A 20,337-nucleotide genomic window follows, 5' to 3' on the forward strand; every position below is an offset into this window, starting at 1 on the left:
TAGCTCGCGATATCTCGCGTTCGCTGACGTTCATCTGCAAATTTCGATAGGGCCCGCCGGGCGCCGAAGTCCGGTCAGAAAAACGTAGCGACAATCTAGGAGATAAGATGGCTACCGGTACCGTCAAATGGTTCAACACCACCAAGGGCTTTGGCTTTATTCAGCCGGACGCTGGTGGTGCGGACGTATTTGTCCACATTTCGGCAGTCGAGCGCGCTGGTATGACTAGCCTCGTTGAGGGCCAGAAGATCAGCTTCGAGATCGAGCAGGACCGCCGCACCGGAAAGTCTGCCGCTGGCAAGCTGGCGAAGGTCTAAGCCGTCCGCCGATCAGGCGAGTTAAACAAGAAAAAGGCGGGCTCGTTCCCGCCTTTTTCTTTGCTGTTATGGTGCTTGGACTTTCTCCGCCAGTTTGATGAATGGCGCGAGGTGCGCATCAGGCGGTAAGCGGGACCACGTTGCCATGCGCTCCCATCAGCGTGGCCAGGAGACGCGGCGAATCATCGAACTCGGTTCCTGCTAGCGCGCCGGGCTCTAGGTGATCGCCCTGCAACCGGTCGGCGTTCGCCGCCAGGGCCGCCCGCAGTTGCGCCGCGTCCGAAATGCCCTCGACCTGAATCATGATCCCGCGGGATCTCAGCGTGGTCACCAGCAGACGGAAGACGCGCATCAGTTCCGGCTGAGTGACAATGCCTTGCGTCCATTTCGAGGGAACGCGCACCAGTGCGGGCGAGAAGGATGTATTCATCTCGTTCAGCCGCGACGTCGCTTCCAATTCCAGCGCCAACGATGCGCCCGACCGTCCGAGTGCCTCCGCGGCTTCGGCGAGGTCCTTCGCTTCTGCAATACTGGATAGGTCGAAGTAGAGCCGCTCCGGCATGATGCCGACCGATAGTGCTTCCTCGATGAGCGCCTCTATCTCCGCGCAGGGCTGTTCCACGCCAGCGGGCAACTCGATGATCAGATCGAAATATGGATCGTCGCAGCCGATGAAATCCAGATTGCGGATCGCCAGCCTGGGTCCGATCCACTCTGCGGCCGCGGTCTGCTCCGCCGGAAGGTCCAGCAGCGCGTCGCTGTAGACTGCTCTTCCACGTTCTTGGAATGCGACGCCGAAGGATACTGCAACCGGTACCAGGCTGGTGTTTCGCCGCACGAAGACGGGCTGGAATGCAGTCTTCAGCCGAAGGGGCGGCAGGAGGCCGAACGACAAGCCGATCTCGTCCTGCACGATTGCGTGCAGGTACTCAGTTGTTGGGTTTTCAGTCATGGAGACGAGATCTTCCGGCCAAAATGCTTGCCTGGGGCGAGGGCGACGGGAGCAGGCCGGCGATGCTCTTGCTGGACGGCTGGCCGTCGGCCTGGCGCGATCGGGAGGGCGGTGCGGGGGAATGCCCCAAAGTTGGTGGGAGCCAGTTCCGGTCGCGCCAGCACATAGCCCTGCACCATGGAGGCGCCCGATTTTTCAGCGAGCTCGAGTTGCCAGTTCTCTTCGATGCCCTCGAATACCGTGGAGATGCCCTGGTCGTAGAAGATCTCGACCATGGCGCTGAGGAGACCGAAGCCAGGGTCCGATTCCATCAATCGCGTGATCCAGTGGGCATCGAATTTCACGATGTCCGGGCGCAGCATCTTGATGCGTTCGATGTCGGAGTCCTCGGCGCCGTAATCGTCGACTGCGATCTTGAAGCCGTTCGCCTTGAGTGCCTGGACGAAATTGTAGAGCGCGTCCTGCGAGCCCGACTTCTTTTCGGTGACCTCGCAGACGACCCGTTTGGGATCTATTCCGGACTCATGGAGAGTCACCCGCATGTCGCCCAAAGCGGCATCGGCGATCGAGCGGTCGATGAAGACCGATGGGTCGAAGTTGACGAAGATCGCCGTGTCCTGCGGCAGACACGCCCCCGCATTCATCAGGTGAAGCGTGCGTGTCAGGGTCTCGACATGGAAACGGTCGATGCCGGCAAGCCCGCCGAAGAAGGCGCCCGGTGATACGAAGGCGCCGTCGCGCTCCGGCCTGATCAGGCCTTCGAAGGCGGCGATGGCCAGCTTGCCGTTGTTGAAGGCGAAGATCGGCTGAAACGCGCTTTTCAGCGCATAAGCACCCCAGACGGCCTGAACGGTCTGGTCCTCGTTGCGGCCAATATGGGCGAGCACTGCGCTACGGGGCACGATCGCCTCTGCTTCTCATAAGAGTGGCAGCCTACACCGGCGAGATTTGATCCCGCGTTAATCCAATCGTTCGAAGTTGAGACATCCGAAAGACGGGCAGGCGCTTGCGCAAAGGTAAGCGATCGGACATTACGTGCATGCTCGCCGCTCATGGCCAAGGATCCGTGCGGCGGGCTGCTATCCGGCCATTCGGCCCATAACTCTTGGAGACCTCCAGCCATGGCATTCCTTGCCGACGCCCTTTCCCGCGTGAAGCCCTCCGCAACGATCGCGGTCACCCAGAAAGCGCGCGAGCTGAAGGCGAAAGGCCGCGACGTGATCGGCCTTGGCGCCGGCGAGCCGGATTTCGATACGCCGGATAATGTGAAGAACGCCGCCATCGACGCGATCCGCCGCGGCGAGACGAAGTATCCGCCGGTGTCGGGCATCCCGCAACTGCGCGAGGCGATCGCGAAGAAGTTCAAGCGCGAGAACAACCTCGACTACAAGCCGGAGCAGACTATCGTCGGCACCGGCGGCAAGCAGATCCTGTTCAACGCTTTCATGGCCACTCTCAATCCGGGCGACGAGGTGGTCATCCCTGCGCCGTACTGGGTCAGCTACCCGGAAATGGTCGCTCTCTGCGGCGGCGAATCCGTCTTCGCTGCCACGAGTGGGCAGAACGGCTTCAAGCTGACGGCCGAGGCGCTCGAGAAGGCGATCACGCCGAAGACCAAGTGGCTGGTGCTGAACTCACCGTCGAACCCTTCGGGCGCGGCCTATACGGAAGCCGAGTTGCGGGCCCTCGGCGACGTGCTGCTCAAGCATCCGCACGTCTGGGTGCTCACCGACGACATGTACGAGCACCTGACCTACGGCGACTTCGTGTTCAAGACGGTCGCCGAGGTCGAGCCGCAGCTCTACGAGCGCACCCTGACCATGAACGGCGTGTCGAAAGCCTACGCCATGACCGGCTGGCGCATCGGCTACGCTGCCGGGCCGGTGGCGCTGATCAAGGCGATGGACATGATCCAGGGCCAGCAGACCTCCGGTGCCTGCACGATAGCCCAGTGGGCGTCGGTCGAGGCGCTGAACGGGCCGCAGGACTTCGTCGCCAAGAACAAGGCGATCTTCCAGAACCGTCGCGATCTCGTGGTCTCCATGCTGAACCAGGCGAGGGGCATCAGCTGTCCGTCTCCGGAGGGCGCCTTTTACGTCTATCCCTCCTGCGCGGAACTGATCGGCAAGACGGCGGCATCGGGCAAGGTGATCGCCAATGACGAGGAGTTCTGCGCGGAGCTTCTGGAGAGCGAGGGCGTCGCGGTGGTCTTCGGCTCGGCCTTCGGACTCGGGCCCAACTTCCGCATCTCCTACGCGACTTCCGAGGCTCTGCTGGAGGAAGCCTGCCACCGTATCCAGCGGTTCACCGCATCGCTGAAATAAGCGGAAGGCTTGGACTGGTTGTGGCGCTTCGGCGCCACACTGGACAAGGCCGCGGGAACCGGCGATGATCTAGGCATTCGTCCTTGGGGCAGAAGGACGGCGAGGGGGCTGTTGGTGTAATCGCCGGAGGAACGAGCATGCCGCCTGCTGCCCGGCTTACCGACATGCATGTCTGTCCCATGCAGACGCCGGCCGTTGTTCCGATCCCGCATGTCGGTGGCCCCATTATCTCTCCCGGAATGCCGACCGTTCTGATCGGCAACCTGCCGGCCGCTCGCATCACCGATATGTGCGTTTGCGTCGGTCCACCCGACGTGATCGTGCGCGGATCGGCAGGCGTCCTGATCGGAGGCCTCAACGCCGCGCGCATCGGCGACAACACCGCCCATGGCGGCGTCATTGTCCAGGGCTGGCCGACCGTGATGATCGGCGAGATCGGGGTTGTCACGCCCGCTCCGCCAAAAATGCCGGCTCTGCCCAATGTCGCCCTGCCGGATGTTCCGGCCATGCCTGCCATGCCGGCGCCGCCCAGACTGCCTGAGATAACCGCTCCGGAAGCGGGGCTTCTGTCCAGCATCGCAAGCGCTGCGCTCGACGTGATGGCGCCGCCCGGGTCCGCAGATGCACCTGAAGGTGCACAGAGTTCTTCCGCATCCCCATCTTCCCGCACCTCCGCCCCGCCGCCGCCCGCAGCCCCCGCAACGCCTCCAGCCGCCTTCGAGGCCCTGTCGAAAGCTGTTCCGGCCGTCGCCCAGACGATGCAAAAAATGGCGGAGAAACCCGGCTCGGCGTTCGCCGAAAGGGGAGCGGCCGCATTGGGTGCGTTGAACGACGCGCTCGCGGCGGTGCCTGCCGACCAGCTTCCGCCGGCCCTAAAGCCGGCCATCGAGGATCTGCAGACGCGCATCGAGGCCGCCAGAGCCGCGTATGGGAAGGCCTCGGCCAAGGTCGCCGAACTGGTTGCAGCAGCCGAGCAGAAGGCCACGGAGTTGAAGCAGCGATACGATGAACTGCAGGCGGAGAAGGAGCGCATCCGCAACCACTCCGCAAAGGGGCTCGACGACTGGAACGCGCTCGTTGACGGCTATGAAGCAACGCGGGACGAACTGAAGCGCCATGCCGACGAGGCGAAGCGTCTCGGCAAGGAGGTGTCGAGTAAGACCCGCGCACTCGCAAATACAAAACCCCCTACGCTGCCATTTCGAGGGCGTTAATCGCCGAAGGCCACCATTCTCGTTTCGGATTATCGTCTCCGGGTTACGTGACGTGGTCTTCGATCCCGCATTTGCATCTCTGCGATATCTCCATGAACTTAGGAATCGCTAGTCTGGTCGTATCTGCCGCTCGAAAATGTAATTCTCGAAGGAGGGGTGTCTTTAAGTAATAGAACATTAACTGCATTTGTGATTCCGATTACTAAGAAATCTTAGAATTTAACTATTCGTCTACACGAAATATGGACACTTCGGTCCTCTATGCGGGGGCTGGTCCATGAAGTCAGCGAATGTGAGGGCAATCTCGGTCGCCATAGCCGGCATGCTTCTCCTGGCAAGTGCGGTCTTTTTCGGAATAGAACTGACCGTCAACAGGGCGGTTTCCGTCGATGCCGACCGGAAAGCACGCGATTGGGCGGCCTATTTCATCGGCAAAATGCCCAATCTAGATGAACTGATCTCAACCGGTCAGGCGGATGCGGCGCAGCTTTCGGTCATCGCTGCCGCCGAGCATGTGGGAGATGTCTTCCGTTTCAAGCTGTTCGACCGGCAGGGCCGAACAGTACTCGTTTCCGATGAAGCCGCCTACGCCAAGGAGGGCGGGGCCGGCGAGCACAGCGCCAAGGCGGCGGAAGTTCTTAGAACGGGAAACAGCGACGTCTCTCTGAACGACGGCACCGGCAAGAAGAACCGACCGCCGCTCTATGTCGAAGCCTATGTACCCGTCATCGACGCGCAGGGCAGCACGCGCGGGGTCGTCGAGGTCTATATCGACCAGACCGGGACGGCCTCCCTGTTCAAGGCAACCTTCATGCTGCTGGCGATCGGCCTTGCTGCGGCGGCCGCGCTGATGTTCGGCCTGCCGACGCTCGCCTTCATCTCGCGCAGCCGGCAGGCGGCGGAAGCAAAACGCCGGGTCGAATACCTTGCCAAGTACGAGCCGATGACCGGTGTGCTCAACCGTGCCAGCTTCACGGAGCGTCTATCCGAGTTGCTTGCCCGGAACGTGCCCGACCGGCAACTCGCCATCATTTTTCTCGACGTGGATGATTTCAAGACGATCAACGACACCTATGGCCATGAAGCCGGTGACGAGTTCCTGAAACATGTCGCTCGCTGCGTCATGGGCTGCTGTGGGGCGGACGATCTGGCCGCCCGGATGGGCGGCGACGAGTTCACGCTGGCGGTCCGCCGCGACAGCACCCAGGATGTCACCGACACGGTCGAACGGTTGATGCGCGCCATCGGCGAACCGATCCTCACGCGCGGAAAGACCATATACGGACGCATCAGTTGCGGCGTGTACGTTGTCGAGGAACAAATCGGGCTGGCTGACGCCATGCACAAGGCCGACGTAGCTCTCTATCAAGCCAAGATGGACGGAAAGAACACCTATCGCCTGTTCTGCGACAGCATGGAGGACACCATGCGAGCCCGACTGGAACTGGAGCAGCGTGTGCGCGATGCGGTCTCCTGGCAAAGCTTCGAGTTGCACTATCAGCCGCTTTTGCGGGCGGACAACGGCACGTGCATCGGCTTCGAGGCGCTGTTGCGGCTGACGGACGGGGAGGGAGGCTTTATCCCGCCGTCCAGCTTCATCCCGGTCCTAGAGGCGATGGGACACATCAACGAGGTCGGCAAATGGGTGATCGAACAGGCGACGGCGACTGCCGCGCTTTGGCCGGAGCCGCTCACGGTGTCGGTCAATCTGTCCGTGCGCCAGTTCCAGGACGGCAAGCTCGTGGGCTATGTGCGAGAAGCGTTGCGCAAATCGGGCCTGAGCGCCGGCCGCCTCGAGATCGAGGTGACCGAATCCATGCTGATGGAGAACACCGAGAACGTGTCCAGCCAGCTTCGGGAACTGCGGTCGCTGGGCGTCTCGATCGCCATGGACGACTTCGGAACCGGGTATTCGAGCCTTGGCTATCTGTGGCAGTTCGGGTTCGACAAGCTCAAGATCGACAGGTCTTTCGTCTCAGCGCTGGAGCGCAACGATCGGCAGGCACGGGATATCCTCGATACCATCATCATGCTGGGCCACAAGCTCGATATGAGCGTAACGGCCGAGGGGATCGAGACCGATCATCAGGCCGAGGTTCTGACCTCGCTCGCCTGCGACCACTTCCAGGGCTATCTCTACGGTCGTCCCCGGCCGGCCAGCGAAATCCCCGCTTTCCTGCTCGAGGGCAAGCGGAAGCAAATGGCAGCGGCATCCAGCGCGGCACCATCTGCGCCGAGGCTGTTCGCCGCGGGCGCCTAGGCAGTGGTGATTTGCTCCGCCGGACGCGGGAAGTGCGCAGTGATATCTCGGAAGGCGCGGGCCGGTTATTTCGCCGGCCCGCCTCTCTTTGCGGTCACGCGTCCAGAGTGTGGCGCAGGCTCCGCTGCGGGGCGTTGGCGAGATAGCCGTGTTCCCGCAGCCATTTCGCGATGATCAGTTCCACTAGAGACGAAACGGAACGGTGGTCCTCCTTAGCCGCAACGGTGAGCGCTTCCTTGATGTCCTGCTCTATGCGGAACCCGAGTGGATGAGTCTTGGCCATGGGTTTTCCTTCATTTAGCCGCCCTGGCGAGATGCACATGAAAGGCAATGTCGCGCGGCTTGTTCCCGGTGTGTTTTGGGTCCGAGGCACCTGAGCGCCGGACCCGAGTTCAGACTGCCGGGGAGCCTTCAGGCGGGCCGCGCGCATGCCTTCCGCCGGTATCGGGGCGGTCTCGGACCAGGTGATCGCGATGGCCGAAGCCAAGTGTCAGGGCAGCAACTGAAAGTCGCCCTTCCGCGTAGCCGACCCATTCGAACTCGACCGGTTCGGCGAAACCCGGTGATGAGACATCGTCGTCCGGGAGAACAGCCGAGGAAGCTGAACAGGTCTCCGTGGGGATGCCGTTGCCCTGCGGGTCAGGTGACAGGGGGCTGTCAAGATAATAGTGCGGCCGCTGGCGCTCGAAGGTGTCCGCGGCAGACGACGCCTCGCCCAGTGCGAGAAGCGCGGCAACCCACAGGATCGTCCGGTAGAACAGGACGAGGACCGTGCTATGTGCACCGGCGCTATTCATGCTCTGCGCTGCGTCTGCCCCTGGCTCTCGGGCCCGCCCTCCGGGCCTGAGTCGATTTGCGATCGTCATACAAAGTAGGAGCAATGCTTAGCCGGGACAAGCTCCGGCTTTTTTCTTGCCCTGCTGATTATCCCGTGTGACGATACGGCAGGTCAGGGGCCCGTGCACAAGGCTCCGCCTGCGACGGCCGCAGGCCGGCCGCCGCTCTCGAGGAAACGATTGAGTGGAGGTCAGTCATGGGTGCACGTGCCGGGGGCAGACGCACGGGACCGAAATGCGTCGCCATTGTCGGTCCCTTCTCCAGCGGAAAGACGACCCTTCTCGAAGCCATTCTCGCGCGCGTCGGCGCAATTCCCCGCCAGAATACGGTAGCTTCCGGAAGTACCGTCGGCGACAGCTCTCCCGAGGCCCGGGCTCACGCCATGAGCGTCGAGGCGACTTTTGCCACGGTCGATTTCATGGGCGAGTCGATCACCTTCGTGGATTGCCCCGGCTCGGTGGAATTTTCCTTCGAAGCTCAGCCCGTGCTCGCGGCCTGTGATGCGGCGATCGTCGTGACCGAGGCGGACGAAAAGAAAATCCCGGCTCTGCAGGTCATCATGCGCAGCCTCGACGAATTGCGGCTGCCGCGCATCCTGTTCCTGAACAAGATCGACAAGACCTCCGCCGGCGTGCGCGATACGCTGAAAATGCTGCAGCCGGTGAGCGACACGCCGCTGTTGCTGCGACAGATTCCGCTGCGGCGCGACGCGATCGTCGTCGGCGCGATCGATCTCGCGTTGGAGCGCGCCTATGTCTGGCGCGAGCACGCAGCGAGCGAGGTGACGGAAATCCCGGACGACGAGAAGGCGCGCGAGATCGAGGCGCGATTCTCGATGCTCGAGACGCTCGCCGATCACGACGACCATCTGATGGAGCAACTTCTTGAAGAGGTCGCCCCGCCCCAGGATGCGGTGTTCGACGACCTGGCCGCGGACCTGCGCGAGGGCAATGTCACGCCCGTCCTGATCGGCGCGGCCGAAAAGGGCAATGGCGTTCTCAGGCTGTTGAAGACGATCCGCCATGACGTGGCCGACGTCGAGGCAACCAATAAACGCCTCGGCGTCCCAGAAGATGCCGGGACTTTGGTGCAGGTCATGAAAACCGTCCATACGGCCCACGGCGGCAAGCTTTCGATTGCGCGCGTGCTTGCCGGAACGGTCAATGACGGATTCGAACTAGCATTGCCCGACGGCGCCACGGCCCGGGTCTCGGGCATCTATCGCTTGCTTGGAAAGGAGCAGACCAAGGTTCCCTCCGCGATGGCGGGCGATGTGGTTGCTCTCGGAAAGCTCGAAGGCGCTCGCACGGGACAGACGCTCGGGGCCGGCAAACAGCCTGCGGTTCAGCTCTTCGACGGCATTCCACCGCAGCCGGTCTTTGCGATCGCACTACGCCCGAAAGAGCGAAAGGACGACGTCAAAATGTCGGCCGCCATCGTCCGGCTGGCCGAGGAGGACCCGGCTCTCACCTTCACCCATAGCCAGGAGACCAGCGAGACGGTGCTGGCCGGGCATGGCGAGATGCATCTGCGCGTCACCATCGAGCGGCTGGAGGGCAGGAACCAGATCCCCATCGAGCAGCGCGCGCCGGCAGTGCCCTACCGGGAGACGATTCGAAAGGCGACGCAGCAGCGCGGGCGCCACAAGAAGCAGTCCGGCGGCCATGGCCAATTCGGAGACGTGGTGATTCAGATCAAGCCGCTCCCACGCGGCGAAGGCTTCCAGTTCACCGACACGATCACCGGCGGGGTCGTGCCCAAGCAGTACATCCCATCGGTCGAGGCCGGAGTGCGCGACTTTCTCAAGGAGGGGCCGCTAGGCTTTCCGGTAGTCGACGTCGCCGTGAACCTGTCGGAGGGCTCCTACCATTCGGTGGATTCATCCGACATGGCCTTCCAGATGGCGGCGAAGCTCGCGATGAAGGAGGGCATGACGGCTTGCTCGCCCGTGCTCCTGGAGCCGGTGATGAAGGTCCAGATTTTCACTCCGTCAGACGCTACGGCCAAGATCACCGGCATCGTGCCACAGCGGCGCGGTCAGATCCTGGGTTACGACGCGCGGCCCGGCTGGAAGGGCTGGGACGTGGTCGAGGCCACCATTCCGCAATCGGAGATCGGTGATCTCATCATCGAGCTGCGCTCGGCCACGGCCGGGGTGGCCAGCTTCGAGGCGAACTTCGACCATATGGCTGAGTTGACCGGCCGGCTTGCTGACGACGCAATGAGTCACGCACGCGGAAAGGCGGCGTAGCTATCCGACGCTGCGGCAGTAGCGGCAAGAGGCGATCGTTCTACCCCCACCCCTGACCCCTCAAGTGGGGGGGGTAGAAGCCTGCGTACGGCGGGGGCATTGTTCGTCATCACGTTGGCCATTCACCACGCGAATGTGAAGGCAGGACTGATTGATCAGGCCCTCTCGACGCGGCACGTTGAAATCGCTTGCCGGAGGACTTGCCCATGAGTTTTGCTGTTCATCGCCGCCCCTCCTGGGCGATCCCGGATTTGGAGGCGACGCCTTACTCGGCTTTCGTCAACCGCCGTGCCATCCTGGCGGGCCTGGGTGTTGGGGCGTTAGGCCTCGGAGCCGGCCTGCCGCGGTTGGCGCTTGCGCAGGAAGCCGACCCTACGGCCGATCTCTATCCCGCCAGGAAGAACGAGAGCTTCAAGCTCGACCGCGATCTGACGCCGGAAGAAATCAACGGCCACTACAACAATTTTTACGAGTACGGCACCCAGAAGACGATCGCGCGGGCTGCCCAGGCGCTGAAGACGCGGCCCTGGGACATCGAGATCGGCGGGCTTGTCGAAAAGCCCTTCACCATTGCTTTCGACGATCTGGTTCGAAAGATCCCGCTGGAGACCCGGCTCTACCGCCACCGTTGCGTCGAAGCCTGGTCGATGACGATCCCCTGGACCGGCGTTCCACTGAAGGAACTTGTTGCACTGGCCAAGCCGCAGGGCTCGGCGAAATTTGTGCGCTTCGAGACCTTCCTCGACCCGGACATGGCGCCGGGCCAGAACGACTTTCTCTACCCATGGCCCTATATCGAGGGCGTCACCATCGAGGAAGCCGGCAACGATCTCGCGTTTATGGTCACAGGAGCCTACGACAAGCCGCTCGTCAAGCAGCATGGGGCTCCGCTGCGGGTCGCACTGCCATGGAAATACGGCTTCAAGTCGATCAAGTCGATTCGCAAGATCGATTTCGTCGAGGAGCGCCCCGTTGGCCTCTGGGAGGCGATCCAGCCGAGCGAGTACGGTTTTTGGGCTAACGTCAATCCGGAAGTGCCGCATCCGCGCTGGAGCCAGGCCATGGAGCGTGTGCTGCACACGGGCGAGTTCGTACCGACACTGATCTATAACGGCTATGGCGAGCAGGTCGCCGGGCTCTATGCGGGCGTCTCGGGGGAAAAGCTCTTCATGTGAGCATACGAGGCAGGCGTGGTGAATTCTGCTGCATTCGTGTGCAGCCGGCAGAAACGCTCAATTGCGTGCAGAACACCCCGTCAAGAATCAAAAAAGCCGGATCTGGAAAGACCCGGCTGAGTTGATTGGAGTGCCGAAAACGGCAAAACCTCCAGAGGGGAACACTCTGGGGCGCCAATGGGAGGAGGAATGCGCCCCGGAGATGTCCACTATATGGGCTATGCCTGCCCAACAAACAAGCATGTCGCTTGCAAAGCTCCCATGCAAAAAAGCAGCGCCTGTGGTCCAATGTCCTTACGGAACGAATGGCTCAGACCGAAGGAGGTCGTTTTCAGAACGACCAGTTGCGTGCCTTGGTGATGACGAAGTCGCGGAAGGCCTGGAGCTTGGCCTGGTTTTTCATCGCTTCGGGGTAGCAGAAATAGGTGTCGAAGGACGGCACCTCGGTTTCCGGAAGGAGCTGGATCAACCCCGAGTCCTTGTCGACCAGATAATCCGGCAGCATGGCGATGCCGGCGCCGCGCTGGACCGCCCGCCGAATCGAAATGAGGTCGTTGATCTGCAGCGTCGCGACGCGCTGTCCGCCGTCGAAGTCGCCTACCGTCTCCAGCCAGTTGAGTTCGCTGAGATGCGGCGGAACCGGCAAGCCGAAGGTGACGATGCGATGGTTCTTCAGGTCTGAGATCGAGTTCGGCTTCCCCCATTTGCTGACGTAGGAGGGTGAGGCGAACAGGTGGAAGTGCACAGTGAACAGGCGGCGCTGGATCAGATCCGGCTGTTGCGGCTGGCGCAGCCTGATCGCGCAGTCCGCCTGCCGCATGGTCAAATCCAGTTCCTCGTTGGCGAGGATGAGTTGGATCTGGATGTCCGGGTAAAGTTCAAGAAATTCGGGGATGCGCTCGGTAAGCCAACCGGCTCCCAGGCCGACCGTCGTGGTGACTCGGAGAATGCCGGAGGGCTTGTCCTTCGCCTCGGTGAGGCGCGATCGCACCGATTCCAGTTTGAGCAGCACGTCATGGGCGGTGCGGAACAGCAACTCGCCCTGTTCGGTAAGAACCAGACCCCGTGCATGCCGGTGGAACAGCGGGACGCCGACATCGTGCTCGAGCGCGCTCACCTGGCGTGAAATGGCCGATTGCGAAAGCCTCAGCGTCTCTGCCGCATGCGTGAACGAGCCGGCTTCGGCCGCGGCATGGAACACCCGCAGCTTGTCCCAATCGAGTGACATCTGTTCCCCTCTTATCGCCGGCTTCTCGCCGCCGGTACGAGCGATCTTGCGTGCGTCTCTATTCCGCAGCTTCGCGTTGCTCCTCAAGGCTAGCCAGGTACTTTTCCGCGTCCAAAGCCGCCATGCAGCCGAGCCCGGCCGCGGTCACCGCCTGCCGATAGGTGTCGTCGGTCACGTCTCCGGCCGCGAACACGCCGGGCACATCGGTGCGGGCGGTGCCGGGGGCGGTCCAAAGATAGCCGTTCGGCTTCTGCTTCAGCTTGCCGACGAAGAGTTCGACGGCCGGCGCATGGCCGATCGCGACGAAGATGCCGTCCACGGGGAGTTGCGAAATCTGGCCGGTGATCACGTTGCGAAGCTTCAGCCCTTCGGCGGTCGGGGGGAGGGGCGCCTTTCCGGGACGGCCAGTGATCTCGTCCACGACCGTGTCCCAGATCACCCGGACATTATCCTTCTTCATCAGCCTTTCGCGCAGGATCCGCTCGGCTCGGAATTCGCTGCGGCGATGGATGACGGTGACCGATTTCGCCAGATGCGAAAGGTAGAGCGCCTCCTCGACCGCGGTATTGCCGCCGCCGATGACAGCCACATCCTTGCCGCGATAGAAGAAGCCGTCGCATGTGGCGCAGGCGGAGACGCCGAAACCCTTGTAGATCTCCTCCGACGGGATCCCCAGCCATTTCGCCTGGGCGCCGGTCGCGATGACGAGTGCGTCGCAGGTGAAGCTCAGGCCGGAATCGGTCTTCACTCGGAAGGGACGGACATTCAGGTCGACCTCAGTGACAATGTCGTTGACGATCTCGGTGCCGACATGCTCGGCCTGCTTGAGCATCTCGCCCATCAGCCAGGGTCCTTGGATCGGTTCGGCGAAGCCCGGATAGTTCTCGACATCCGTGGTGATGGTGAGTTGGCCACCCTGCTGCAGACCGGCAATGAGAACCGGCTTCAGCATGGCGCGGGCTGCGTAGATCGCCGCCGTATAGCCCGCTGGGCCGGAGCCGATGATCAGAACGGGCGCGTGCTTGGCGGTCATGACGTGTCGCTTTCTACCTTCGATCCTGCCTCGCTCGGGGAGGAACGTAGGCGGTTGTAATCTATGTGCTGTCTTGCACTGCAGCAAGGCAGCCGATTCGGCCATCCCCGGAAAGGACATGACGCCCGGAGAGTGTGCGTAGGACAGATTCGCGGCTGACGCGTAGGCGGCTTTTGGTCTAAGGACCGCTGAGACGGGCCGTTCTTTTCGAGATTGCGGATCATCACATGGCGGTTAGGGCCGAACTCGATGCTATCGACTGGAAGATCCTGCGCGAGTTGCAGAACGATGGTCGCATGACCAATGTGGAGCTTTCGCGCAGAGTCGGCATCTCGGCGCCGCCCTGCTTGCGCCGCGTGAAGCGGCTGGAGGATATGGGTGTCATTCGCGGCTATAGGGCGCTGCTGAACGGTCCGGCGCTGGGCATGGACGTGGTGGCGTTCTGCCTGGTCGGCCTGAAGCACCAGTCGGATGCGGATCTGAAGGCTTTTGCGGAGCTGACCCGCGGCTGGCCCGTCGTTCGGGAAGCCTGGATGGTCTCGGGCGAATCCGACTTCATGCTTCACTGCGTCGCAAGTGATCTTACGACCTTTCAGACCTTCGTCATCGAGACGCTGACTTCCGCGCCGAATGTCGAGACCGTGCGGACGGCGCTTACCATCCGCAAGGTCAAGGACGAGGGCCTCGTGGCGATGGACGAGGACTGACGCGCCGATCGGCCAGGTGCCGCGCCGACATTGCGACGCAATCAGCCCCTAACAAGAGCGCAACGAATCAAGCATGACGGCTTGTGACCGGTGGCACTCACCGACCATTTCCCGAAGATTTTGCGATCCCCCGATGCGAATTGCCTACAGACCCGAGATCGACGGCCTGCGCGCCATTGCCGTGCTCTCCGTGATGCTCTTCCACTTCGGCGTGCCCGGCTTCGGGGGCGGCTTTGTCGGGGTGGACGTCTTCTTCGTCATCAGCGGCTATCTGATCACGCGGCTGATCAGCGAGGAGATCTCGACGACAGGCAATTTCAGATTTGCCGAGTTCTATGTAAGGCGGATACGCAGGTTGTTTCCGGCGCTCGTCTCCGTCCTGATCGTCAGCGCGCTGGTGGCCGTCGTGGTTCTGTCGCCCGAACACCTGAAGCGGTTCGTCCGCGAGATGATGACGGCCGTACTGTCCGTCTCCAATATATTCTTCTTCTCTCAGTCCGGCTATTTCGACGTCAGCAAGACCTACAAGGTCCTCCTGCATACCTGGTCGCTGGGGGTGGAAGAGCAGTTTTACCTGATATGGCCAGTGTTCCTCCTTTTCGCCTTGCGCCTTCGGCGCAGAGCATTTTTGAGTGTCTTCGTCGCCTTGGGCATCTGTACCTTATTGGCTGCCGAGTTTTGGCACGACCGTGAGGCCGCTTTCTTCCTTACGCCGTTCCGCATCTATGAGTTCGCCATCGGCGCCGGGCTCGTCTGGCTGGAGCGTTATCAAGCGCCACGGCTAGCTTCGGAATTTGCAGCTGTTTGCGGCCTGGCGATGATCGCCGCAGCGGCACACCTGATCACGCCGGAGATGCATTTTCCGGGGCTGCTCGCGTTGCTTCCCACAGTAGGCGCCGCTCTCGTCATCTATGCTCGCGATGCGAGCCTGGCCGGTCTTCTGACCAGGAACCCGGTCAGTGTATGGATCGGCAAGATCAGCTACTCGCTGTATCTCGTTCACTGGCCGCTCTTCGTCTTCTACTTCTACGTGAACTACCGGCCGCTTACCCTGTTCGACCGCACTGCCTTGGTGGTCGGCTCCTTCGTGCTCGCCACCGCGCTCCATCGGTTCGTGGAACAACCATTCCGCCATCCAAGGCCCGGCAAAGGGGAGATGGGCCGCTTCGCCACGCGAACCGCTGTGTTGGGAGCGTCGATCATCGCTTTGGGCGTTTCTGTCGTATTGGGGGGAGGCTGGCATTGGAGACTTTCGGCCGAGACCGCGAGCCTGCTTGCCAGTGCTCGGCGCCTGACCGTTCATGTCGATCCCTGTCATTACCGGTCTGAGAAGATAACCCCAGAGTTGCAGTCGAAGCTCGACGAATGTTTCAAGCAGCGCGGTTCGGCAGTTCTTATCCTCGGCGACAGCCACGGATCCGACCTGTTCGACGCCTTGGCCTCCAATAGCGGCGACAGGCATGTGATCGGGATCACAGATGGCGGTTGCCGGCCCGTCCGGCCGCTGCACGAGTGCTACTTCCGTGAACTGCCGAATTTTCTTGCCAGCAACAAGAGCAAGATCGACAGTATCGTTTTCACGCAGAAGGGCAGCTATTTCCTCACCGATTACATCAGCCTGCCGGTGGACCTTGAGGTTATCGACGGGACTGTCGACTTCGTTGCCAAGCTCGCCGGAACGGGGATCGAGACGGTTTGGCTGGGACCTCAGGAGGAGCCGAATTACGAAGTCGAGCATTTTGTGCCCGTGGCCACCCAGCCGACACTCGGGGAGAGCTTCCTGAGAGCTGAAAACCAGCACATAAAGGATGTTGAGGACGAGGTCAGAAAGAGATTGGGGGCGTCAGGTGTTCCGGTGACTTATATCTCGAAACTCGAGACCATCGGAAAGTTGACGCCTGCGCTGTTTGTCGTAGACGGCGAGTACACCTACTCGGACGCGACTCACTGGTCGGCGAAGGGCGAGGAGATATTCGGCGCGATGTTGATGCGAAATCCAATACTTCACCGAATCTTTTTCTCCGCCTCCAAGACAGGAGCATCCTAGAACTGATGATAGCTGGTGATACCCTGTCCGAATCTGAATGACGCTGCACGTTTCCTTCCACACCTACCCGCACTTCTGGCCTTTTCCGGTCTCCTGGAAACGATGGTCGAAGCTGAGCGACAAATACCAGCTTGGCCATGCGCTGCGGGTGGGCATGAAGCGCCATGGGGTCAGGACGTCGAAGGCGAAGAAATATGAGGTTCCCGACAGCGACATTGCCGTCGTTTGGTCGTGGAAGCAGCACCGCCTCATCGAGGGCATGCTTTCCTCGGGGCGCCATGTGCTGGTGCTGGAGCGGGGTTTTCTGCCCAATCGAAAGGAGTGGTGCAGCCTGGCCCTCGACGGGTTCAACGGGCGCGGCAGGTTCGCGCCTCCGGCGGACAACGGCGAGAGATGGCGCACGCATTTTGCGCATCACCTAAAACCCTGGAAGGAGGGGGCGGGAGAGTACGTGCTTGTAATAGGCAAGGGCGCCAACGACGTCTCCCTGCACGGCGCCAGCTTCATGGCGTGGCTCGAGGAGCAGGTCCGGCTGCTACTGAGCGCAGGCCATCGCGTGGTCTACCGGCCCCACCCCGATCGGCCGACGCCCTGTCCTGAGGGCGCCGAACTCTCCACCAGAACGCTCAAGGAGGACCTCGCCTGCGCCTCCTTCATCGTGTCGTTCAACTCATCGACGGATGTGGAGGCGGTTCTATCCGGCGTGCCGGCGGTGATCACCGATCCCGGCTCGCTGGCCTATCCCGTCGCGGCGCACTCGGTCCTTGAACCCCTGTCCCGTCCCGATCGGACCAAATGGTGCCATGCCCTGGCCTGGCGGCAATGGACGGCTGAGGAACTGCGCAACGGCGATGCCTGGGATCACGTGAAGCAACTCCTGGCCTAGCAGGGGGGAATCAAGCGGGCCGACCTCGGGGGGCGCGTAACCACCACCGTTCGCGAGATCGCTCCCGACGCTCAGGCCTATGCGGGTGCGAACAGGGCTGCTAGAGCGCATTACGAAGCTGAAGGCTCCGATTGAAGAATGTCACGCGCTGAGATCGACTGGTCCGTTTTCCGCAGCCGTCAACAGAAGTGGCTCGCAAAGCTGGGAATCCTCGATCGGCCGTGGCTGATCCTTGGCGCAGCGCCGTCGCCGACCATCCCGGAGGGGATACTGTCCACTCATGCGCGCGTCGACATAAACAATTCTGGCCTGAGCGCGGCCTCCTTGGGTCTGGGGCGCGCCGATCTCACCCTTCGCAAGAAAAGCAAGCCCTGGTCCGAGCACCCAAACCTGAACACGCGGGGGCTTCTCTGGTACAACACCAATCCGAGCTGGCTCCTGAGGCTCCAACTCCTGACGATGCCCCGGGTTCGGGTGGACAGCATCATGGCGGTCACGCGCACCGAGCGCGATGGCCTTGTGGAACTGATGGCCGGCGAGAGCGTCCGCGGCACGGGCGATATCGGCAAGGCAAGCAACGGCGTCGCCGGTCTTTGCTACGCGCTCTTTGTCGGAGTGCCACAAATAGTCCTGTGCGGCATCTCGCTCTCCAAGCAGGGCCATTTCTACAACGAGCTGGCGCGCAAGCGCCTGCAGGTTTCGGAGGACGCGTTCGTCCTATCCAGGCTCAAGGACAGGCCCGAACTGTTCACCACCGAACCGGACCTGTCGGCCGAAGCCGGGATCAAGCTGTGGCAGGCCGGCTAGTCTCCAGGATTGTGACAACGCACTGGCCGGTGGTCAGGTGCAGGACGGTCTCGGGCTTATCCGCGAAGAACTCGTCGAATGCGCGTCTCGCGCCTGGGCAGTGTTCGGAACCGTAATCGTCGCAGACGATGAAGCCCCCGGTGGTCATACGCGGATAGAAGAACTCCAGGCTGTCCAGCGTCGGCTGGTGGAGGTCGACATCGATGTGGACCAACGAGAACGACCGGTCGGCAACCTCCGGGAAGCGGGCGGGTATCCAGCCCTGCATGATCTGGACCTTCGGGTAGTCCTTCAGGTTCTCCTTGATGATCTCGATCGGCGCGAGGATGTCGCCCTTGCTCCAGTACGCCTCTCCGCCTTCCAGCCTATCCTCGGCCGTGGGTTCCGACAGGCCCTCGAAGGAGTCGAAGACGAACAGCGTCTTCTCGCTTGCAGGCCCGCGCCCAGTCAGCATGAAGGTGGCCGATCGGCCGAAGCGCGATCCGCATTCGGCGATGTCGCCAGCAATCGCGCGCGTCTTGCGAGCGAGATCGAGCAGCGTGAAGCACCGATCATCGGGAACGCCGGTGATGGACTTCGCTCGCGCCCTGAGAAATTCCTCGTCGTGGTACCAGATCAGGTTGTGCCTGTAGAGCTGGAGATCGTTCTTCTTCGCATAGCGGTTGAGAAGCTTGAACCGCGCCTTGCGCCGTACTTCGGGTGAGGACGAGTACTGCTGAACGAGCTTCGAGTTCAGGATTCTCGAGATGAAGTTTTTCATACAGATTCCTTGATTGGCGAGGCCAAGGTGGGGGCGCTGCGGTTTCAGATGAGTGCAGAAAGATCCAGGAGCCCTTCCTGCTGCTTCCGTCTCATCCAGTTTTCCTCGCCCGCCCAGTCATGTCTCTTCCATCCGGCCCAACTGAAGCCCACCAGTTCAATGCGCCACTCCGGAGCCGGAAATCGCTGCAGCGCGTATCGGGTGCCGAGATAGCCGGTACTGGGAAAGACCTTGTGTCTCTGCACCAGCTCCAGGCCCAATTCGTCGCAGCTTTCCTCGTAGAAGGTTACGGGCAGGATGGTGACCGATTTTCCCAACTTGCCGAACACCTCGATGATCCGCCACGTCCAGTCGGTCCGTCGTCCCTTCAGCCATGACAGCGGGTTCGGCTTCGGGTGATAGCGCGCGATTACGGTGGGGTGGTAGGCCAGTATGATCTCCTTCGCGTTGCGAAGGACCGGAGATTGGAGGAAGCCCTGGTTGGCAAGCCTGGCCTGCATGGGCTTGCCGGAATTCATCATGAAGATGATGTCGGTCTTTGTTCCGACTTGGTCGAGCGGCTGCTTCGGGTTGTTGAACCGGATCACCACGTCCGCCGCTTCGATGAAATCGGCCGAGCCCGGCCGAAGCGGGCCGTTCCCGACAATAGTCACTCGCTTCGGTGTGTTCATGCGCGCATCCGCCCGCCCGTAAGAGAAGTCGGACCTCTACTTCAAGGGGAACTCGGTCTTCAACAGGGCGCGGGGGCCGCTGTTGAATAATCGCCATCAAGCCGCTATTGCCCCAGCAGCGAGATATCAGCGAGGATTGCCATGGGTGACGGTTTGAAGGTGTACATCGGCTGGGATTCGCGCGAGCCGATCGCCTATGACGTCGCCAGGCACTCGCTCCTCAAGAATTCCAGCATCCCCGTCGAAGTGATCCCGATCAAGCTGCAGGAACTGATCGAGCAGGGCGCATATACGAGGGAGGTCGATCCGCTCGCCTCGACCGAGTTCACTTATTCCCGGTTCTTCACGCCGTATCTCGCCGGTTTCAAGGGCTGGGCGCTGTTCTGCGACTGCGACTTCCTCTTCTTCGGCGATGTCGCCGGCCTCCTGTCCTACCGCGACCCGTCCAAGGCCGTTCTCTGCGCGCAGCACGACTACAAGCCGAAGGAATCGGTGAAGATGGACGGGAAGGTGCAGACCGCCTATCCCAGGAAAAACTGGTCGTCCTTCATGCTCTTCAACTGCGAGCACCCCTCGACCCGCAAGCTGACGCCCGAGGTGATCAACAGCGAGAGCGGCGCCTATCTGCACCGCATGCAGTGGGCGGCCGACGAGGAGATCGGTTCGCTTCCGATCGAATGGAACTGGCTGGAAGGCTGGAACGACAAGCCGGCGTCGGGCTATCCGAAGGCGGTCCACTTTACGAGCGGCGGCCCCTGGTTCAAGGACTGGCAGAACGTCGACTATGGCGACGAGTGGCGCCGGGAGGCCGACACGGTCGAGCCCGGCTGGAAGCCGATCTGACCGGGCAAACCTGCCGGACAGAGCG

At 61.9% G+C, this 20,337-nt stretch carries 19 protein-coding genes; 11 read left to right on the plus strand and 8 right to left on the minus strand.

Annotated elements, in window-relative coordinates; translation table 11 throughout:
• Positions 1-107: 107 nt before the first annotated feature.
• Positions 108-317: a cold-shock protein gene (locus HUI96_RS20150; protein WP_188256486.1), complete on the plus strand. Its 210-nt coding sequence runs from the start codon at positions 108-110 to the stop codon at positions 315-317.
• 118 nt (positions 318-435) lie between these two features.
• Here the strand turns inward: HUI96_RS20150 and HUI96_RS20155 are convergent, their stop codons facing one another.
• Together HUI96_RS20155 and HUI96_RS20160 are read right to left on the minus strand one after the other, a co-directional pair.
• Positions 436-1,269: an EAL domain-containing protein gene (locus HUI96_RS20155; protein WP_188256487.1), complete on the minus strand. Its 834-nt coding sequence runs from the start codon at positions 1,267-1,269 to the stop codon at positions 436-438.
• Positions 1,266-2,171 carry an EAL domain-containing protein gene (locus HUI96_RS20160; protein ID WP_188256488.1) on the minus strand — a complete coding sequence of 302 codons (906 nt, stop codon included), beginning with the start codon at positions 2,169-2,171 and terminating at the stop codon, positions 1,266-1,268. Before HUI96_RS20160 ends, HUI96_RS20155 begins: the two co-directional genes overlap by 4 nt.
• Before the next feature lie 219 nt (positions 2,172-2,390).
• On the opposite strand from HUI96_RS20160, the gene HUI96_RS20165 reads away from it, so the two are divergent.
• The 3 genes from HUI96_RS20165 to HUI96_RS20175 all read left to right on the plus strand — a co-directional run bounded on the left by HUI96_RS20165 (position 2,391) and on the right by HUI96_RS20175 (position 7,067).
• A complete protein-coding gene (locus HUI96_RS20165) occupies positions 2,391-3,593 on the plus strand; it encodes a pyridoxal phosphate-dependent aminotransferase (RefSeq protein ID WP_188256489.1) in 1,203 nt (400 codons plus the stop codon).
• Between the two features lie 137 nt (positions 3,594-3,730).
• On the plus strand, positions 3,731-4,807 hold the full coding sequence (locus HUI96_RS29115) for a PAAR domain-containing protein (protein WP_210320249.1): 1,077 nt from the start codon (positions 3,731-3,733) through the stop codon (positions 4,805-4,807).
• A gap of 277 nt (positions 4,808-5,084) precedes the next feature.
• On the plus strand, positions 5,085-7,067 hold the full coding sequence (locus HUI96_RS20175; RefSeq protein ID WP_188256490.1) for a putative bifunctional diguanylate cyclase/phosphodiesterase: 1,983 nt from the start codon (positions 5,085-5,087) through the stop codon (positions 7,065-7,067).
• A 94-nt stretch (positions 7,068-7,161) separates the two neighbouring features.
• On the opposite strand, the gene HUI96_RS20180 is transcribed toward HUI96_RS20175, so the two are convergent.
• Positions 7,162-7,350: a hypothetical protein gene (locus HUI96_RS20180; RefSeq protein ID WP_188256491.1), complete on the minus strand. Its 189-nt coding sequence runs from the start codon at positions 7,348-7,350 to the stop codon at positions 7,162-7,164.
• A 109-nt stretch (positions 7,351-7,459) separates the two neighbouring features.
• The gene (locus HUI96_RS20185; protein ID WP_188256492.1) at positions 7,460-7,864 is read right to left on the minus strand and encodes a hypothetical protein; all 405 of its coding nucleotides are present in this window, start codon (positions 7,862-7,864) and stop codon (positions 7,460-7,462) included.
• 236 nt (positions 7,865-8,100) lie between these two features.
• Between HUI96_RS20185 and HUI96_RS20190 the strand changes: the two genes are divergently transcribed.
• Positions 8,101-10,155 carry an elongation factor G gene (locus HUI96_RS20190; RefSeq protein ID WP_188256493.1) on the plus strand — a complete coding sequence of 685 codons (2,055 nt, stop codon included), beginning with the start codon at positions 8,101-8,103 and terminating at the stop codon, positions 10,153-10,155.
• A gap of 206 nt (positions 10,156-10,361) precedes the next feature.
• Positions 10,362-11,330 (plus strand): protein-methionine-sulfoxide reductase catalytic subunit MsrP, encoded by a 969-nt coding sequence (msrP, locus tag HUI96_RS20195; RefSeq protein WP_188256494.1) that lies wholly within the window; start codon positions 10,362-10,364, stop codon positions 11,328-11,330.
• 331 nt (positions 11,331-11,661) lie between these two features.
• On the opposite strand, the gene HUI96_RS20200 is transcribed toward msrP, so the two are convergent.
• Together HUI96_RS20200 and trxB are read right to left on the minus strand one after the other, a co-directional pair.
• On the minus strand, positions 11,662-12,558 hold the full coding sequence (locus HUI96_RS20200; protein WP_188256495.1) for a LysR family transcriptional regulator: 897 nt from the start codon (positions 12,556-12,558) through the stop codon (positions 11,662-11,664).
• A 58-nt stretch (positions 12,559-12,616) separates the two neighbouring features.
• Positions 12,617-13,591 (minus strand): thioredoxin-disulfide reductase, encoded by a 975-nt coding sequence (gene trxB, locus HUI96_RS20205; RefSeq protein ID WP_188256496.1) that lies wholly within the window; start codon positions 13,589-13,591, stop codon positions 12,617-12,619.
• 227 nt (positions 13,592-13,818) lie between these two features.
• On the opposite strand from trxB, the gene HUI96_RS20210 reads away from it, so the two are divergent.
• The 4 genes from HUI96_RS20210 to HUI96_RS20225 all read left to right on the plus strand — a co-directional run bounded on the left by HUI96_RS20210 (position 13,819) and on the right by HUI96_RS20225 (position 18,038).
• On the plus strand, positions 13,819-14,298 hold the full coding sequence (locus HUI96_RS20210) for an Lrp/AsnC family transcriptional regulator (RefSeq protein WP_188256497.1): 480 nt from the start codon (positions 13,819-13,821) through the stop codon (positions 14,296-14,298).
• Between the two features lie 211 nt (positions 14,299-14,509).
• Positions 14,510-16,345 carry an acyltransferase family protein gene (locus HUI96_RS20215; RefSeq protein ID WP_337918505.1) on the plus strand — a complete coding sequence of 612 codons (1,836 nt, stop codon included), beginning with the start codon at positions 14,510-14,512 and terminating at the stop codon, positions 16,343-16,345.
• A gap of 37 nt (positions 16,346-16,382) precedes the next feature.
• Entirely contained in the window at positions 16,383-17,231 is an 849-nt protein-coding gene (locus tag HUI96_RS20220) for a hypothetical protein (protein WP_188256499.1), read from the plus strand.
• 138 nt (positions 17,232-17,369) lie between these two features.
• Positions 17,370-18,038 (plus strand): hypothetical protein, encoded by a 669-nt coding sequence (locus HUI96_RS20225; RefSeq protein ID WP_188256500.1) that lies wholly within the window; start codon positions 17,370-17,372, stop codon positions 18,036-18,038.
• On the opposite strand, the gene HUI96_RS20230 is transcribed toward HUI96_RS20225, so the two are convergent.
• Both HUI96_RS20230 and HUI96_RS20235 read right to left on the minus strand, forming a co-directional pair.
• Complete coding sequence (locus HUI96_RS20230; RefSeq protein WP_188256501.1) at positions 18,016-18,798, minus strand: TylF/MycF/NovP-related O-methyltransferase; 783 nt, start codon at positions 18,796-18,798, stop codon at positions 18,016-18,018. The genes HUI96_RS20225 and HUI96_RS20230 overlap by 23 nt on opposite strands.
• 44 nt (positions 18,799-18,842) lie before the next feature.
• Positions 18,843-19,469: a glycosyltransferase family 29 protein gene (locus HUI96_RS20235; RefSeq protein ID WP_188256502.1), complete on the minus strand. Its 627-nt coding sequence runs from the start codon at positions 19,467-19,469 to the stop codon at positions 18,843-18,845.
• 141 nt (positions 19,470-19,610) lie between these two features.
• Between HUI96_RS20235 and HUI96_RS20240 the strand changes: the two genes are divergently transcribed.
• Positions 19,611-20,312, plus strand: a complete 702-nt coding sequence (locus HUI96_RS20240) for a glycosyltransferase (protein ID WP_188256503.1) — start codon at positions 19,611-19,613, stop codon at positions 20,310-20,312.
• Positions 20,313-20,337: the final 25 nt, after the last annotated feature.

It is taken from the genome of Pseudaminobacter soli (ex Zhang et al. 2022), assembly GCF_014595955.1.
Taxonomy (GTDB): Bacteria; Pseudomonadota; Alphaproteobacteria; order Rhizobiales; family Rhizobiaceae; genus Kumtagia; species Kumtagia pseudosoli.